Below are 16,154 nucleotides of genomic sequence, written 5' to 3'. Positions count from 1 at the left end.
GGCGGGGGCTAAGGCACCCCGCCGCCCGCCTAAGGCCCCCCGACCCCTCAAGATGCGGCACTCTCCCGATGTGCCGACCCTCCCTGGCGGACGAAAGTAGAGGCATCGCAAGACGCCACGAGCCGCAAGGCAGAAGCCAGGGAGTTCCAGATGTTCGAGTACGAAATGCACCAGCTGCGCGCCGCAGACCTCGTCCGTGAGGCCGACCGCCGCCGTCTCCTTCGCGAGGCCCGCGAGGCAAAGGCGGCCCGCCGCGAGCGCCGTTCGGCCCACCACGAAACCGGAGGGCGGGTGAGTACGGCCCAGCGGAAGATCCGCTTCACCCGGGCCGCGTGATGGGAACGGCGGCGCCCGCCGGGACGACCGGGATATCCGCTGCCGCCGGGCCCGCACCCTGTGCGATGCTCACCGCTGTGGAGACCAGGTCCGTAAGCCCCGTGTTCGTCGGCCGCACCGACGAACTGGGCGTACTGAACGACGCACTCGCCCGTGCCAGGGGAACCGCCCCCGGCACGGGCGAGCCGCAGGCGTTGCTGCTCGGCGGCGAGGCGGGCGTCGGCAAGACCCGCCTCATCGAGGAGTTCACCGCGGCGGCCCGCGCCGAAGGAGCCGTCGTCGCACTCGGCGGCTGCGTCGAGATCGGCGCCGAAGGCCTGCCCTTCGCCCCCTTCTCCAGCGCCCTGCGCTCCCTGCGCCGCCAGCTCCCCGACGAGGTGGACGCGGCGGCAGCCGACCAGGAGGGCGAGCTCGCCCGGCTCCTTCCCGAGCTGGGCGAGGCGCCGCAGCGCCGCCGGGGCACCGACGCCCAGCACGACGAGGAAGGCATGGCCCGCCTCTTCGAGTTGACCGTCCGTCTCCTGGAGCGGCTCGCGGGCGACCGCCCGGTGGTCGTCGCCCTGGAGGACCTGCACTGGGCCGACGCCTCGACCCGCCACCTCCTCTCCTACCTCTTCCGCACCCTGCGCAGCGGCAGCCTCGTCGTCGTCGCCACCTACCGCGCCGACGACATCCACCGCCGCCACCCGCTGCGCCCGCTCCTGGCCGAACTCGACCGGCTGCGCACGGTGCGGCGCATCGAACTGCCCCGCTTCAGCAAGGGCGAAGTCGCCCGCCAGATGGCCGGGATCCTCAGCGCCGAGCCCGCACAGTCCCTGGTGGACGACGTCTTCGACCGCTCGGACGGCAATGCCTTCTTCGTCGAGGAACTCGCGGTCGCCTCGCACGGCGGCAGCTGCGCGAGCCTCACCGACTCCCTGCGCGATCTCCTCCTCGTACGCGTCGAGGAGCTCCCCGAGGACAGCCAGCGGGTGGCGAAGATCGTCGCCGAGGGCGGATCGACCGTGGAGTATCCGCTGCTCGCCGCGGTCGCGGGGCTCGCGGAGGACCACCTGATCGAGGCGCTGCGGGCCGCCGTCGGCGCCAACATCCTGCTGCCGTCGCCCGACGGCGACGGCTACCGCTTCCGGCACTCCCTGGTACGCGAGGCCGTCGGCGACGACCTGCTGCCCGGTGAACGCTCCCGGATCAGCCGCCGCTTCGCCACGGCCCTGGAGGCCGACCCCTCACTGGTCCCCGACGACCAGCGCGCCACCCGCCTCGCCAGCTACTGGTACCACGCCCACGACGCGGCGAAGGCGCTCCCCGCCGTCCTGCGGGCGTCCGTCGAAGCCCGCCGCCGCTATGCGTACGCCGAGCAACTGCGCCTCCTGGAACGGGCGATGGAGCTGTGGGACGGCGCCCCCGAAGACGTACGCGTCGAACTGCGGCCCCTCGACTACGCCGAGGTCTATCCCCCCTGCGGCCACGAATCCCCGCTGAACTACCTCGACCTCATGGCGGAGGCCGCTGTCGCCGGACGCCTCTGCGGTGAGCGCGAGCGCGCCCTGAAGATCACCAAGCGTGCGCTGCGGGAGCTCGATGACGGACACGACCCGCTGCGCGCCGCCTGGTTCTGGATCCAGCGCTCCCGGCTCACCTCGTCGCTCGCCCGCGGTGACGGCTGGGCGGAGATCGCCACCGCACAGGAACTGGTGCGCGGCCTCCCGCCGTCCGAGGTGCACGCCGAGGTCCTCACCAACGTCGCCTCCTGGGGCATGCTCCACAACCCCGGCGAGGAGACCCTGGCCGCGGCCCGGCGCGCCGTCGAGTACGCCCGGATGGTCAAGGCCGAGGAGATCGAACTCAACGCCCGGCTCATCCTCGGCGGCCTCCTGGTCGACGCGGGCGACGCCGAGCACGGCTTCGCGGAGATGTACGCGGTCAGGGACCGGTGCGTGGCACCGCCCGGCCTCGTCTCCCGCATCCCGCACATCCACGTCAACCTGCCCTCCGTACTCGAAGGCGTGGGCCGCTCCCAGGAGTCCCTGCAGGTCAGCGACCAAGGGCTCGCGCTCTGCCGTAAGTACGGGCTCACGGACACCGAGAGCTGGATCCAGGTCAACAAGGCGGAAACCCTGATTTCCCTCGGCCGCTGGGACGAGGCGGTCGAAGCCTCGGAGGCGGCCCGTCGCGGCGCGCTCAGCGTCAAGCCGCGGGGCGGCGCCGCCATGCAGCTCGCGGCGATCGCCGTCGGCCGCGGCGACAGGGCCGAAGCCGCCGCCCAGATGACCGCGGCCCGCGCCCACCACGGCTCGCACGACCTCATGCCGCAGTACGCCCTGCCCATGATCGCCACCACCCTCGGCATCGCGGCGGCCGACCCCGACCGCGCGGCCGGTCTCGCAGCCGCGCGCACCGAGCTCGAACAGGCCCTGGCCAAGGGCTTCCCGCCCGGCACCCAGCGCTACACCTGGCCCCTGCTGCTCGCCGCCGCGATCTCGGAGGCCGATACGCGCGGCCTGCCCGCCGCCGAACCCGGACGGGCCGAGGCCATCGAAGGCATACGACGAGCCGCCGGGCACCTCCCCTCACCCGTGCCGGTCTGGGGCGCCCACGAGAAGTGGGTACGCGCCGAGCTCCTGCGCGCCGAGGACCGCGACACCCCCGCCGACTGGTCCGCCGCGGTCACCGCGTTCGAACCCCTCGACCGCCCCTACGACCTCGCCCGCACCCGCCTGCGCCTCGCCGAATCCCTCCTCGCCACCGCTGCCACCGCCCCGGGCGACTCCGAAGCGGACCGTGAGCGCGCCGCCGACCTGCTGCGCCAGGCCGGCGAGAGCGCCGGGCGCCTCGGTGCCCGGCCCCTCGCCGAAGCCGTCGCGGAGCTCGCCAGGCGCGCCCGCCTCTCCCTGAACACCGACGACACCGCCGACACCGCGAGCGCCCACCTCACCCCGGTCGACCCCGCCGAGGCGCTCGGCCTCACCAGCCGGGAGCGTGACGTGCTCCGTCGCGTCGCCGCGGGCCGCAGCAACCGCCAGATAGCCGAGGAGCTCTTCATCTCCCCGAAGACGGCGAGCGTCCACGTCTCCAACATCCTCGCCAAGCTGGGCGTCGCCGGCCGGGGCGAGGCGGCGGCCCTGGCCCACCGCCTGCGCCTCTTTCCCGCGGAGCGGGCCCAGCCCACCGGCTGACCCCGCCCCCGCCCAACCCTCCTGACCTGCGCCTTTTCGCCCCCGGTGGCTTTCGCGGGCACTCGCTTAGGCTGGGAGAGAGGAACTCGGCCGCCAGGAGGCGCAGTGTTCAACCCGATCGAGCTATTTCAGCCCGGCCGCAAACACACGGACGACGAGCAGAAGCGGCTTGAGCTGAGCCGGGTCGACGTGGCCGACGGCGACCCCGGCCGCGGCCCGATAGACCTCACCTCCGGCAAGGTGGTGGTCAGGGTGCCGCAGCAGGCGAAGCCCGAACCCGCCGACGCCGAGCCGGATCGCGGGGAGCGGGATCCCGAGGAGCCGGATCCCGGGGAGGGCGGGAAGTAGCCCCTCCGCCCTACTTCACCGTCACCTCAAGGATTTTGTCGTCCCCCTTCGCCGGGGTGCCGCGGGAATCCGTCTCGCTCGTCACCACCCACAGCTTGTCGCCGCCCGCCGCGACGACCGTGCGCAAGCGGCCGTGCTCCTCCTTCAGGAAAGACTGGGGCTCCGCGCTGCCGTCCACGCCGCGCACCGGAATGCGCCACAGGCGCTCGCCCCGCAGGCCCGCCATCCAGACCGAGCCCTCGGCATAGGCGATGCCGCTGGGTGAGGCCTCCGAGGTCTTCCACTGGGCCACCGGATCGTGGAAGCCGTCCTCGTCGCCCTTGCCCTCCACCTCCGGCCAGCCATAGTTGTCGCCGGCCTTGATCTCGTTCAGTTCGTCCCAGGTGTCCTGGCCGAACTCCGCCGCCCAGAGCCGCTTCTCCTCGTCCCAGGCCAGGCCCTGGACATTGCGGTGGCCGTACGAATAGACGGGGGAGTCGTCGAAGGGGTTGCCGGGGGCCGGTTCGCCGTCCGGGGTCAGGCGCAGGATCTTGCCGCCGAGCGACTTCTTGTCCTGGGCCAGGCCCGTGTCACCGGTCTCGCCCGTGCCCGCGTACAGCATCTTGTCCGGGCCGAAGGCGATCCGGCCGCCGTTGTGGATCACCCCCTTGGGGATGTCCTTGAAGACCGTGTCGGGGGCGCCGAGCTGTTGTCCGGAGGGCTTCTTCTCGTCGTACAGCATGCGGGCGATGCGGTTGTCCGACTCGGTGGTGAAGTACGCGTAGACCATGTGGTCCGATGCGTACGAAGGAGAGAGCGCCAAGCCCATCAGGCCGCCCTCGCCCGCGGGGGAGACGCCGGGGACCGAGCCCAGTTCGGTCTTCTTGCCCGTCTCGCCGTCGACCCGGGTGATCGTCCCCTCGTCGCGTGAGGACACCAGCAGGTCCCCGCCGGGGAGCGGCGCGAGGCCCCAGGGCGACTTCAGGTCCTCGGTCAGTGTCTTGGTGACCTTCGCCGAACCCTTCTCCGGCGGGGCATCGCCGGCGCGCGGCTTCCCCGTGGACGTCCCGTCCGACGGTGCGGGGCTCGACTCGGCGCTCTTTCCGTTGTCCGGCGCGTCGGAGCCACCGGACGAGCAACCGGCCGTGAGCACTAGGGCGGCGGCAGCCAATGCGGCTGTTACAGCGGGTCGTTGCACGATCTGGTTCCCTTCGACGCAGCGCTTCTACTGTTCATACACCGCCCGGTCCCCACAGGTTCCCAACCCCGCTCCACCGACTCGCTCAGTCCCACGACCCCATCGCCGACGGCAGCGCCTCGATCTCCGCCAGGTCCGCCCCGGTGAGCCGCACCGACGCCGCCCCCGCGTTCTGCACCGCCCAGCGCTCCCGCTTGGCCCCCGGGATCGGCACCACATCCCGGCCCTGCGCGAGCACCCAGGCGAGCGCCACCTGCGCCGTGGTCGCCCCGTGCCGCTCGGCCACCCGGCGCAGGCCCACCAACTGCGGCTGGTTGGCCGCCATCATCTCGGCGGTGAAACGGGGATGCCGGGCCCGCACGTCATCCGGTTCGAAGCCCTGCCCCGGCGTCAGCGTCCCCGTGAGGAAACCGTTCCCCAGCGGCATCGCCGCCAGAAAACCGACCCCACGCGCCGCGCACCACGGCAGCAGCGTCTCCAGGGCCTCCCGCGACCACACCGACAGCTCGGCCTCCACCGCACTGACCGGAAAGACCTGCTGGATCCGCTCCAGCTGCCGGACCGTCCCCTCGTGCAGCCCCCTGCCCTCGCGCCGCGAGGCGCGGGCCCCCACCGCGCAAAGACCGAGCGCCCGCACCTTGCCCGCCGCGACGAGCTCGGCCATCGCGCCCCAGGTCTCCTCGACGGGCACCTCGGGATCGGCGCGGTGCAGTTGGTACAGGTCGATGGTCTCGGTCTGCAGACGCCGCAGCGAGGCGTCGCAGGCCCGCTTCACATAGCCGGGGCGGCCGTTGGCGACGATGTGCTGCTCGCCCACCAGGAGCCCGCACTTGGTGGACACGAAAGCCTCGGCCCGCCGCTCCTTCAGCGCCCGCCCCACGAGGAGCTCGTTGGTGAAGGGCCCGTACATGTCGGCCGTGTCAAGCAGGGTCGAGCCCTGGTCGAGCGCGGCGTGCACGGTGCGCAGCGACTCCTCGCCACGCTGCCGGGAGCCGGTGTAGGCCCAGCTCATCGGCATGCAGCCGAGCCCGACCGCACCCACTTCGAGCGCTGCCGCGCCGATCGTCCTGCGGTCCACCTGGCCGTGCCCTCCCACCTCATGTCAGAGCGGCCCCCAACGTAACCTCTGCGTCCCCTCGCGTGGCGTGCGGCCTGTGCGCATTAGCCTCCTGACCATGACGACAGACGTATGGCTCCCTTATGCCGCCGACGAGATCGAAGGCCTGCCCCCGGCAGCCGATGCCGGGCTCAACTACCGCTACTGGGACGGCGGACCGGACTTCCCCGCGGACCCGGCCGACTGCGCGTTCTACGTGGTGCCCTATCTGAAGGGAGCGGAGACCTCCGTACGGCCACTGCCCGGGATGACGTCCGTACGCGCCGTACAGACCCTCACCGCGGGCATCGACCACGTGCAGTCCGGCCTCAAGTACCTCGCGCCCGGCGTGCAGTTGTGCAACGCCAAGGGGGTGCACGAGGCCAGCACCGCCGAGCTGGCGCTCGCCCTGGTCCTCGCGTCCCTGCGCGGCATCCCCCGGTTCGTGGAAGGACAGCGGCAGGAGGAGTGGCGGTCCGGGTTCTATCCGGCCCTCGCCGACAAGTCCGTGCTGATCGTGGGCTACGGATCGATCGGTTCCGCCATCGAGGACCGGCTCGTCCCCTTCGAGTGCGCGCGGGTGGCGCGCGTCGCGCGCTCCGCCCGTGCCACGGAGCGCGGCCCCGTGCACCCGCTCGCCGAACTCCCGGCGCTGCTGCCCGAAGCCGATGTGGTCATCCTCTCCACGCCCCTCACGGACACCTCCCGTGGCCTGGTGAGCGCCGACTTCCTGGCCCGCATGAAGGACGGCGCCCTGTTGGTGAACGTCGCGCGCGGCCCCGTCGTCGACACCAAGGCGCTCCTGGCCGAACTGGAGAACGGCCGGATCACGGCCGCCCTGGACGTCACCGATCCGGAACCGCTGCCCGCAGGGCATCCCCTGTGGCAGGCTCCTGGAGTGCTCATCAGTCCGCACGTCGGCGGATCCACCTCCGCCTTCCTGCCCCGCGCCAAGCGCCTGCTCGCCGCGCAACTGACCCGCTACGTCGCCGGGGAACCCCTGGAGAACGTAGTCCTGACGACCGAGTCCTGACGACCGGGTAGCGCACCAAGCCGCAGTCGGCCAGGGATCGTTCGAGCACGCTGTGCACCCGTGCGTGCGCGCCCCGTGTCCGCACCACCGCTCGCCGTCACTGAGCGTACTGAACCTATGTCCCTGAGTGACGAGACTGGTGTATCGTCCCGACAGGGGCTGCGCCGTGGACCGTTTCGGCGCCGGGGACGAGGCATCAGACGCGAGGGGGGCGACGGGCGATGTACGGCCAATGGGCGAACAAACCGACGCGGCGAGGCTGCCGACGGCGACTCTCACGGGCGCCGGCTCGCAGTCAGAGGCGCGACGGTCACGCACGCGAAATCCCGGGGTCGACCAGTCACGGGAGGCGGACGGGCACAGGGGCGGTACGGACCAGGGCGGCCCGGTGAGCACCCGTCCGTCACCCGCCACCGCCCTGGAGGGCGGCGGAGGTCTGACGGCGCAGATGCCGCCCGGTGCACCACTGGCCCGGCGCCCCGCCTCAGGCGGCGGAGCGGGCGTTGTCTCGCAGATCGCGCTCCTGGTGCTCTGCGGCGGATATGCCACCGGTGCCGCGCTCGGCTGGGGTTCGACCCGGGCCGCCCTGATCATGGGCGACTTCGGTCTGAGCATCGCCGCCGCGGCGGCCGCGGTCTCCTGCTTCCGCTACTCCCGCACCCGTCGCAGCCGCTTTCGACCCGCCTGGCTGCTCTTCGCGCTCTCCTCCGCGATGGCGGCCCTGGGCAACGGCGTATGGGGCTGGTACGAGGTCGTGCTCGAGCAGCCGGTGCCCAGCCCTGGCCTCGCCGACCTCTTCTTCCTCTGCTTCGCGCCGCCCGCCATCATCGGCCTGCTCGTGCTCGCCAAGCGCCCGGTGACCAAGGCCGGTTGGGTCTGCCTCGCGCTCGACGCCTGGCTCATCGGCGGCTCGCTGCTCACGCTCTCCTGGAGCCTGGCGCTCGCACACACGGCGCAGTTCGAGGGCCAGAGCGTCGCGCACGCCGCGCTCTCGCTCGCCTATCCGCTTCTCGACATCGCGCTGGTCAGCATGGTCCTCGCGCTGCACTTCAGACGATCCTCCGCCAACCGCACGGCGGTGAACACGGCGATCGGCGCCCTCGCGCTGACCGTCATGTGCGATGCGATGTTCACCTCACCGCTGCTGCACGCCAGTTACCGCTCGGGGCAGATGCTGGACGCGGGCTGGTTCGCGGGATCACTCCTCCTGGCGTACGCGCCCTGGGCCCTGCCCTGGCACAAGCACGCGGACGAAGCGCAGCCCAAGCGCGAGGAGCACGAAGGCGCCCCCAAGGGTGTGCGGGTCGCCCCCACCCGGCCGATCGCCGGATCCCTTGCCGCGCTCACGCCGTATCTGGCCGCCGCCGTCTGCACGTTGGGGATTCTCTACAACGTGCTCAGCGGCCGCAGCGTCGACGAGGTCGTGCTCTTCACCGCGGGCACGGTCGTGCTCGCCCTGGTCGTGCGCCAGGGGATCATGCTCCTGGACAACATCACCCTCACCCAGGAACTGGCCCAGAAGGAGAACCACTTCCGCTCCCTGGTGCAGGGTTCGAGCGACGTGATCATGATCGCCGCGCCGAACGGCATACTCCACTACGTGAGCCCGGCCGCCTACGGGGTGTACGGCCGCGAGGCCGAGGACCTCATGGGTTCCGAACTGGCCTCGCTCATGCACCCCGAGGACCTGGGCCGCGTGGTGCACGAAGTCCGCAGATTCCTCACCGCGAATCCCGTCGAAGAGCCCACGACCCGCATCGAGTGCCGCTTCAAGTCCGGTGACGGCGACTGGCTGAACGTGGAGTCCACGGTCAACCGCCACCAGGGCGGCCTCATCTTCAACAGCCGCGACGTCACCGAACGGGTCAGACTCCAGGCACAGTTACAGCACAACGCCGAGCACGACCCGCTCACCGACCTGCCCAACCGCGCCCTGTTCACCCGCAGGGTCGGCCAGGCGCTCACCGGCCGCAGAGTCACCGACCGGGGCACGGCCGTGCTCTTCATCGACCTGGACGGCTTCAAGGCGGTCAACGACACCATCGGCCATCAAGCGGGGGACGAGCTCCTGATCCAGGCGGCCCGCCGCCTTCAGGAGGCCGTCAGGTCCGGGGATTGCGCGGCCCGGCTTGGCGGCGACGAATTCGCCGCGCTGATCGTGGGCGACGGCACCCGCGACCAGGCCGCACGCGAGCAGCACATCTATGAGCTGGCCGACCGTCTCAGAATCGCCCTCTCCCAGCCCTACGCGATCGGCGGCAACGACGTCCGCGTGGCGGCTTCCATCGGTGTGGCCTTCGCCGAACCGGGCATCGGAGCGGGCGAACTGCTGCGCAACGCCGACCTCGCGATGTACCGCGCCAAGGCCGCGGGCAAGGGGCGCGTCGAGCTGTACGCCCCCCAGATGCAGGCCGACGTCGTACGCAAGGCGGAGCTGGCGACGAGGCTGCGCACCGCACTGCACGACGGCGAGTTCGCGCTGCTCCACCAGCCGGTGGTCTCCCTGGACGACGGCCGCATCACGTCCGTCGCCGCCCAGGCGCGCTGGCGCTCGGCGCAGGGCATCCTCTTCACGCCCGCCGAGTTCCTGCGCGTGGCCGACGCGTCGGACGCCCAGGAGAGCGCCCGCACCGCGGAGCTCGGCCGCTGGATGATGGAGGAGGCCGTCCAACAGGCCGCCGAGCGCGGCCGTACGGGTCACGCGACGCCGGTCGCCGTCCGGATCGGCGCGCGGCGCCTCCTGGACCGCTCCATGCCGCTCGGCTCCATCGAGGCACTCCTCACGCGCTACGGCCTGCCCTCCGGGGCGCTCATCATCGAGCTGGCCGACAGCGACCCCCGCGTTCCGCTCGACGATCTGGAACGCCGTCTGACCTCCCTGCGCAGACTTGGTGTACGCATCGCCCTGGACGGCTTCGGGAGTGGCTATGCCGCCATCACCGCACTGCGGCGGCTGCCCGTCGACGTACTGAAACTGGACCGGAGTCTGGTCGAGGGCGTCGTCGAGTCCGCGCGGCTCCACAAGATCACGTCCGGCCTGCTGCGCATCGCCACCGATCTGGGGCTGCGCTCCGTGGCCGACGGCGTCGACCGTCCGGAGCAGGTCATCGCCCTGCGCGCGATGGGCTGCACGCACGGGCAGGGCATGGCGTTCTCCGGGCCGCTCGACGAGTACCGCCTGCGCCGGGCCCTTTCGCTCGGCGAGTATCCGGTGCCGCTCGGGCCCGTGGAGCCGGTTCTCGCGGGCGCTCCTCCGGTGGGGTTCGGAGGAGGTGTCGAGTCCTTCCTCCGCTCACATAATGAGACCCCCGTCCCACCTACTTGACAGGCACTGTGCGCTGGGGAGAGGGTCAATGCCATGCGCACCCGAATTCTCGTACTTGGAAAGCGCGTCGGCTGAAGCTGGGACTCACCGGTCCGACGACCGGAATCCCGCAACCGCACCGACGCGCTCCCCTCGCTTGCCTCACGGCACGAGGGGTTTTTTGTTGCACAGGCACCCGCCAAATCACCGCAAAAACCCCGCAAAAACCCTCAGCTTCGAGAAGAGAATGCCGATGACCGAGCAGGCCACCGGGGCCCACCATCCGCAGCCGCGGCCCCGATCCTCAGGACAGCAGTCCGCCCCCGTCGAGCACGTCACGGGCGCGCAGTCCCTCATTCGTTCTCTCGAGGAAGTCGGGGCCGACACGGTATTCGGCATTCCCGGCGGTGCCATCCTTCCCGCGTACGACCCGATGATGGACTCCACCCGGGTCCGTCACGTCCTGGTCCGCCACGAGCAGGGCGCGGGCCACGCGGCCACCGGATACGCGCAGGCCACCGGCAAGGTCGGGGTGTGCATGGCGACCAGCGGTCCCGGTGCGACCAACCTCGTCACGCCGATCGCCGACGCCCACATGGACTCCGTGCCCATGGTCGCGATCACCGGCCAGGTGGCCTCCAAGGCCATCGGTACGGACGCCTTCCAGGAGGCGGACATCGTCGGCATCACGATGCCGATCACCAAGCACAACTTCCTGGTGACCAAGGCCGAGGACATCCCGGCGACGATCGCGGAGGCCTTCCACATCGCCTCCACCGGCCGCCCGGGCCCCGTCCTGGTCGACATCGCCAAGGACGCACTCCAGGCGCAGACCACCTTCCAGTGGCCGCCCACCCAGGACCTGCCCGGCTACCGCCCGGTGACCAAGCCGCACGCCAAGCAGATCCGCGAGGCCGCGAAGCTGATCACCACCGCGAAGCGGCCCGTCCTCTACGTCGGCGGCGGCGTCATCAAGGCTCACGCCACCGCCGAGCTGAAGGTCCTCGCAGAACTCACCGGAGCGCCCGTCACCACCACACTGATGGCGCTCGGCGCATTCCCCGACAGTCACGAGCTGCACGTGGGAATGCCGGGCATGCACGGAGCGGTCACCGCCGTCACCGCGCTGCAGAAGGCCGACCTGATCGTCGCCCTCGGAGCCCGCTTCGACGACCGCGTCACCGGCAAGCTGGACAGCTTCGCGCCCTTCGCGAAGATCGTCCACGCCGACATCGACCCGGCCGAGATCGGCAAGAACCGCGCCGCCGACGTGCCGATCGTCGGAGACGCCCGCGAGGTCATCGCCGACCTGATCCAGGCGGTCCAGGCCGAGCACACCGCCGGGATCAAGGGCGACTACTCCGCCTGGTGGGCCGACCTCAGCCGCTGGCGCGACACCTACCCCCTCGGCTACACCCAGCCCGAGGACGGTTCGCTCTCCCCGCAGCACGTCATCGAGCGTGTCGGGCAGCTCGCCCCCGATGACACGATCTTCGCCGCGGGCGTCGGCCAGCACCAGATGTGGGCCGCCCACTTCATCCAGTACGAGAAGCCCGCCACCTGGCTCAACTCCGGCGGCGCGGGCACGATGGGGTACGCGGTCCCGGCCGCGATGGGTGCCAAGGCCGGTCAGCCCGACCGCACGGTCTGGGCGATCGACGGCGACGGCTGCTTCCAGATGACCAATCAGGAACTGACCACCTGCGCCCTGAACAACATCCCGATCAAGGTCGCCATCATCAACAACGGCGCCCTCGGCATGGTCCGCCAGTGGCAGACGCTGTTCTACAACCAGCGCTACTCCAACACCGTCCTGCACGCGGGCCCGGAGGGCGACACTCCGCCCAACAAGGGCACCCGCGTCCCGGACTTCGTGAAGCTGTCGGAGGCCATGGGCTGCGTGGCGCTGCGCTGCGAGCGCCCCGAGGACCTCGACAAGGTCATCGCCGAGGCCAACGCCATCAACGACCGCCCCGTCGTGGTCGACTTCATCGTCCACGAGGACGCCCAGGTGTGGCCGATGGTCGCCGCCGGCACCTCGAACGACGAGGTCATGGCCGCCCGCGGGGTCCGCCCCGACTTCGGCGACAACGAAGACGACTGAGACCGAGAGCGAAAGAGAGACCAAGAGTCATGTCCACCAAGCACACGCTCTCCGTCCTGGTCGAGAACAAGCCCGGTGTCCTCGCCCGGATCACGGCCCTGTTCTCCCGCCGCGGCTTCAACATCGACTCCCTGGCCGTGGGCGTCACCGAGCACCCCGACATCTCACGCATCACCATCGTCGTGAACGTCGAGGACCTCCCGCTCGAACAGGTCACCAAGCAGCTCAACAAGCTCGTCAACGTCCTGAAGATCGTCGAACTGGAGCCGGCCGCCGCCGTGGGCCGCGAACTGGTCCTGGCCAAGGTCCGCGCCGACAACGAGACGCGCTCGCAGATCGTCGAGATCGTCCAGCTGTTCCGCGCCAAGACCGTGGACGTCTCGCCCGAGGCGGTCACCATCGAGGCCACAGGATCCAGCGACAAGCTGGAGGCGATGCTCAAGATGCTGGAGCCTTTCGGCATCAAGGAGCTCGTCCAGTCCGGCACCATCGCCATCGGCCGCGGCTCCCGCTCCATCACGGACCGCAGCCTGCGGGCGCTCGACCGCTCGGCCTGAATCAGCCGGAACGAGCGCCGGGCCCGCCCGTATGGCGAGACCTGAAAACTTTCTTCCCTTCGCCCGCCGTACGGTGGGTCGCAACACCAGCACACATAGGAGATTTCCAGTGGCCGAGCTGTTCTACGACGACGACGCCGACCTGTCCATCATCCAGGGCCGCAAGGTCGCGGTCATCGGATACGGCAGCCAGGGCCACGCCCACGCGCTGTCGCTCCGTGACTCGGGTGTCGACGTCCGTGTCGGTCTGCACGAGGGCTCCAAGTCCAAGGCCAAGGCCGAGGAGCAGGGCCTGCGCGTGGTGACTCCCTCGGAGGCCGCCGCCGAGGCCGACGTCATCATGATCCTGGTTCCGGACCCGATCCAGGCCCAGGTCTACGAGGAGTCCATCAAGGACAACCTCAAGGACGGCGACGCGCTGTTCTTCGGTCACGGCCTGAACATCCGCTTCGGCTTCATCAAGGCCCCCGAGGGCGTCGACGTCTGCATGGTCGCCCCCAAGGGTCCGGGCCACCTGGTCCGCCGTCAGTACGAGGAGGGCCGCGGCGTTCCGTGTATCGCGGCCGTCGAGCAGGACGCGACCGGCAACGGCTTCGCGCTGGCTCTCTCGTACGCCAAGGGCATCGGCGGCACGCGTGCGGGCGTCATCAAGACGACCTTCACCGAGGAGACCGAGACCGACCTGTTCGGCGAGCAGGCCGTGCTCTGCGGTGGCACCGCGGCGCTGGTCAAGGCGGGCTTCGAGACGCTGACCGAGGCCGGCTACCAGCCCGAGATCGCGTACTTCGAGTGCCTCCACGAGCTGAAGCTGATCGTCGACCTCATGTACGAGGGCGGCCTGGAGAAGATGCGCTGGTCGATCTCCGAGACCGCCGAGTGGGGCGACTACGTCACCGGCCCGCGCATCATCACGGACGCCACCAAGGCCGAGATGAAGAAGGTCCTGACCGAGATCCAGGACGGCACCTTCGCCAAGCAGTGGATGGACGAGTACCACGGCGGTCTGAAGAAGTACAACGAGTACAAGACCCAGGACGAGAACCACCTCCTGGAGACCACCGGCAAGGAGCTCCGCAAGCTCATGTCGTGGGTCAACGACGAGGCCTGAGGCACCCCGGAAACGCCGGAGGGGGCGATCTCCCTCCGGCGTTGTCCACCCCGTCCAGCCACGGACGAGTGATCCTTCCACTGAGGCGTAAGACACCCGTCAGGACGCCACTAGACTGCTTTCAACTTTCGCGTCGGGCCCACAGCGTCGTGCGTCTTCCACGCGGCTAAGCGACACCGCATGCGGCCGTCGGGACGGCCGTCCGCATTGGACTTGTGAGGACTCACGTGAGCACTGCTGCCACCGCCAAACCGGTCGTACTCATCGCTGAAGAGCTGTCGCCCGCAACTGTCGACGCCTTGGGCCCGGACTTCGAGATCCGTCAGTGCAACGGTGCGGACCGCGCCGAGTTGCTGCCCGCCATCGCCGACGTGGACGCCATTCTGGTCCGCTCCGCGACCAAGGTCGACGCCGAGGCCATCGCGGCCGCCAAGAAGCTGAAGGTCGTCGCCCGCGCGGGCGTGGGCCTGGACAACGTGGACGTGTCCGCCGCCACCAAGGCCGGCGTCATGGTGGTGAACGCACCCACCTCGAACATCGTCACCGCAGCCGAGCTCGCCTGTGGCCTGCTCATCGCCACCGCCCGCAACATCCCCCAGGGCAGCCAGGCCCTGAAGGCCGGCGAGTGGAAGCGCTCCAAGTACACGGGCGTCGAGCTCGCCGAGAAGACCCTCGGTGTCGTCGGCCTCGGCCGCATCGGCGCGCTCGTCGCGCAGCGCATGAGCGCTTTCGGCATGAAGGTCGTCGCCTACGACCCCTACGTACAGCCCGCGCGCGCCGCACAGATGGGCGTCAAGGTCCTCACGCTCGACGAGCTGCTCGAGGTCTCGGACTTCATCACCGTGCACCTGCCCAAGACCCCCGAGACGGTCGGTCTGATCGGCGACGACGCGCTGCACAAGGTGAAGCCCGCCGTCCGCATCGTGAACGCCGCGCGCGGCGGGATCGTCGACGAAGAGGCGCTGTACTCCGCGCTCAAGGAAGGCCGCGTCGCGGGCGCCGGTCTGGACGTGTACGCGAAGGAGCCCTGCACGGACTCCCCGCTCTTCCAGTTCGACCAGGTCGTCTGCACCCCGCACCTCGGTGCGTCGACGGACGAGGCCCAGGAGAAGGCCGGTATCGCCGTCGCCAAGTCGGTGCGCCTCGCGCTCGCCGGTGAGCTGGTCCCCGACGCCGTGAACGTCCAGGGCGGCGTCATCGCCGAGGACGTGCGCCCCGGTCTGCCGCTCGCCGAGAAGCTCGGCCGGATCTTCACCGCGCTCGTCGGCGAGGTCGCCGCGCGGCTCGACGTCGAGGTGTACGGCGAGATCACCCAGCACGACGTGAAGGTGCTCGAACTCTCCGCTCTCAAGGGCGTGTTCGAGGACGTCGTCGACGAGACCGTGTCCTACGTGAACGCGCCGCTCTTCGCCCAGGAGCGTGGCGTCGAGGTCCGCCTCACCACGAGCTCGGAGTCCCCGGACCACCGCAACGTGGTCACCGTGCGCGGCACGCTGACCGGCGGCGAGGAGGTCTCGGTCTCCGGCACCCTGGCAGGCCCCAAGCACCTGCAGAAGATCGTCGCCATCGGCGAGTACGACGTGGACCTCGCGCTCGCCGACCACATGGTCGTCCTGCGGTACGCGGACCGTCCCGGTGTCGTCGGCACCGTCGGCCGTGTCCTGGGCGAGGCGGGCATCAACATCGGCGGCATGCAGGTCGCCCGTGCTGACGTGGGCGGCGAGGCGCTTGCCGTTCTGACGGTGGACGACACCGTGCCGCAGTCGGTCCTCAACGAACTTGCCGCGGAGATCGGTGCGGAGTCCGCCCGTGCGGTGAACCTCACGGACTAGTAACCCCGCATCTCGGTTGCCGGTCATCACCGGCTCCGCCGAGTTCGTCCTCAAACGCCGGACGGGCTGGATCTCTCCAGCCC

Annotated in this window: 11 protein-coding genes; 9 read left to right on the top strand and 2 right to left on the bottom strand. The window is 70.5% G+C overall.

Annotated elements, in window-relative coordinates:
- The first annotated feature begins 150 nt into the window (after nucleotides 1-150).
- From ACWFR3_RS44825 to ACWFR3_RS44815, 3 genes are all read left to right on the top strand, one after another.
- Nucleotides 151-336: a hypothetical protein gene (locus tag ACWFR3_RS44825; protein ID WP_453740480.1), complete on the top strand. Its 186-nt coding sequence runs from the start codon at nucleotides 151-153 to the stop codon at nucleotides 334-336.
- A 65-nt stretch (nucleotides 337-401) separates the two neighbouring features.
- Nucleotides 402-3,512, top strand: a complete 3,111-nt coding sequence (locus tag ACWFR3_RS44820; protein WP_453740479.1) for a helix-turn-helix transcriptional regulator — start codon at nucleotides 402-404, stop codon at nucleotides 3,510-3,512.
- 105 nt (nucleotides 3,513-3,617) lie between these two features.
- Nucleotides 3,618-3,860, top strand: a complete 243-nt coding sequence (locus tag ACWFR3_RS44815; RefSeq protein ID WP_453740478.1) for a DUF6191 domain-containing protein — start codon at nucleotides 3,618-3,620, stop codon at nucleotides 3,858-3,860.
- Nucleotides 3,861-3,870: 10 nt separating this feature from the next.
- Here ACWFR3_RS44815 and ACWFR3_RS44810 read toward each other — a convergent pair whose 3' ends face one another.
- Together ACWFR3_RS44810 and ACWFR3_RS44805 are read right to left on the bottom strand one after the other, a co-directional pair.
- Complete coding sequence (locus ACWFR3_RS44810) at nucleotides 3,871-5,037, bottom strand: PQQ-dependent sugar dehydrogenase (protein ID WP_453740477.1); 1,167 nt, start codon at nucleotides 5,035-5,037, stop codon at nucleotides 3,871-3,873.
- An 85-nt stretch (nucleotides 5,038-5,122) separates the two neighbouring features.
- A complete protein-coding gene (locus tag ACWFR3_RS44805) occupies nucleotides 5,123-6,115 on the bottom strand; it encodes an aldo/keto reductase (protein WP_453740476.1) in 993 nt (330 codons plus the stop codon).
- A gap of 97 nt (nucleotides 6,116-6,212) precedes the next feature.
- Between ACWFR3_RS44805 and ACWFR3_RS44800 the strand changes: the two genes are divergently transcribed.
- The 6 genes from ACWFR3_RS44800 to serA all read left to right on the top strand — a co-directional run bounded on the left by ACWFR3_RS44800 (nucleotide 6,213) and on the right by serA (nucleotide 16,071).
- Nucleotides 6,213-7,166 (top strand): 2-hydroxyacid dehydrogenase, encoded by a 954-nt coding sequence (locus ACWFR3_RS44800; RefSeq protein WP_453740475.1) that lies wholly within the window; start codon nucleotides 6,213-6,215, stop codon nucleotides 7,164-7,166.
- Nucleotides 7,167-7,554: 388 nt separating this feature from the next.
- A complete protein-coding gene (locus ACWFR3_RS44795) occupies nucleotides 7,555-10,491 on the top strand; it encodes a putative bifunctional diguanylate cyclase/phosphodiesterase (RefSeq protein WP_453740474.1) in 2,937 nt (978 codons plus the stop codon).
- A 232-nt stretch (nucleotides 10,492-10,723) separates the two neighbouring features.
- Complete coding sequence (locus tag ACWFR3_RS44790; RefSeq protein ID WP_453740473.1) at nucleotides 10,724-12,574, top strand: acetolactate synthase large subunit; 1,851 nt, start codon at nucleotides 10,724-10,726, stop codon at nucleotides 12,572-12,574.
- Nucleotides 12,575-12,603: 29 nt separating this feature from the next.
- Nucleotides 12,604-13,131: an acetolactate synthase small subunit gene (gene ilvN, locus ACWFR3_RS44785; RefSeq protein WP_361196562.1), complete on the top strand. Its 528-nt coding sequence runs from the start codon at nucleotides 12,604-12,606 to the stop codon at nucleotides 13,129-13,131.
- 109 nt (nucleotides 13,132-13,240) lie between these two features.
- Nucleotides 13,241-14,239 (top strand): ketol-acid reductoisomerase, encoded by a 999-nt coding sequence (ilvC, locus tag ACWFR3_RS44780; protein WP_451216236.1) that lies wholly within the window; start codon nucleotides 13,241-13,243, stop codon nucleotides 14,237-14,239.
- Between the two features lie 227 nt (nucleotides 14,240-14,466).
- Nucleotides 14,467-16,071: a phosphoglycerate dehydrogenase gene (gene serA / locus ACWFR3_RS44775; protein WP_453740472.1), complete on the top strand. Its 1,605-nt coding sequence runs from the start codon at nucleotides 14,467-14,469 to the stop codon at nucleotides 16,069-16,071.
- Nucleotides 16,072-16,154 lie beyond the last annotated feature (83 nt).

This window comes from Streptomyces sp. NPDC055189 (genome assembly GCF_053606765.1).
The sequence above is the reverse complement of the archived record's forward strand: the minus strand, read 5'-3'. Positions and strand labels throughout refer to the sequence as shown.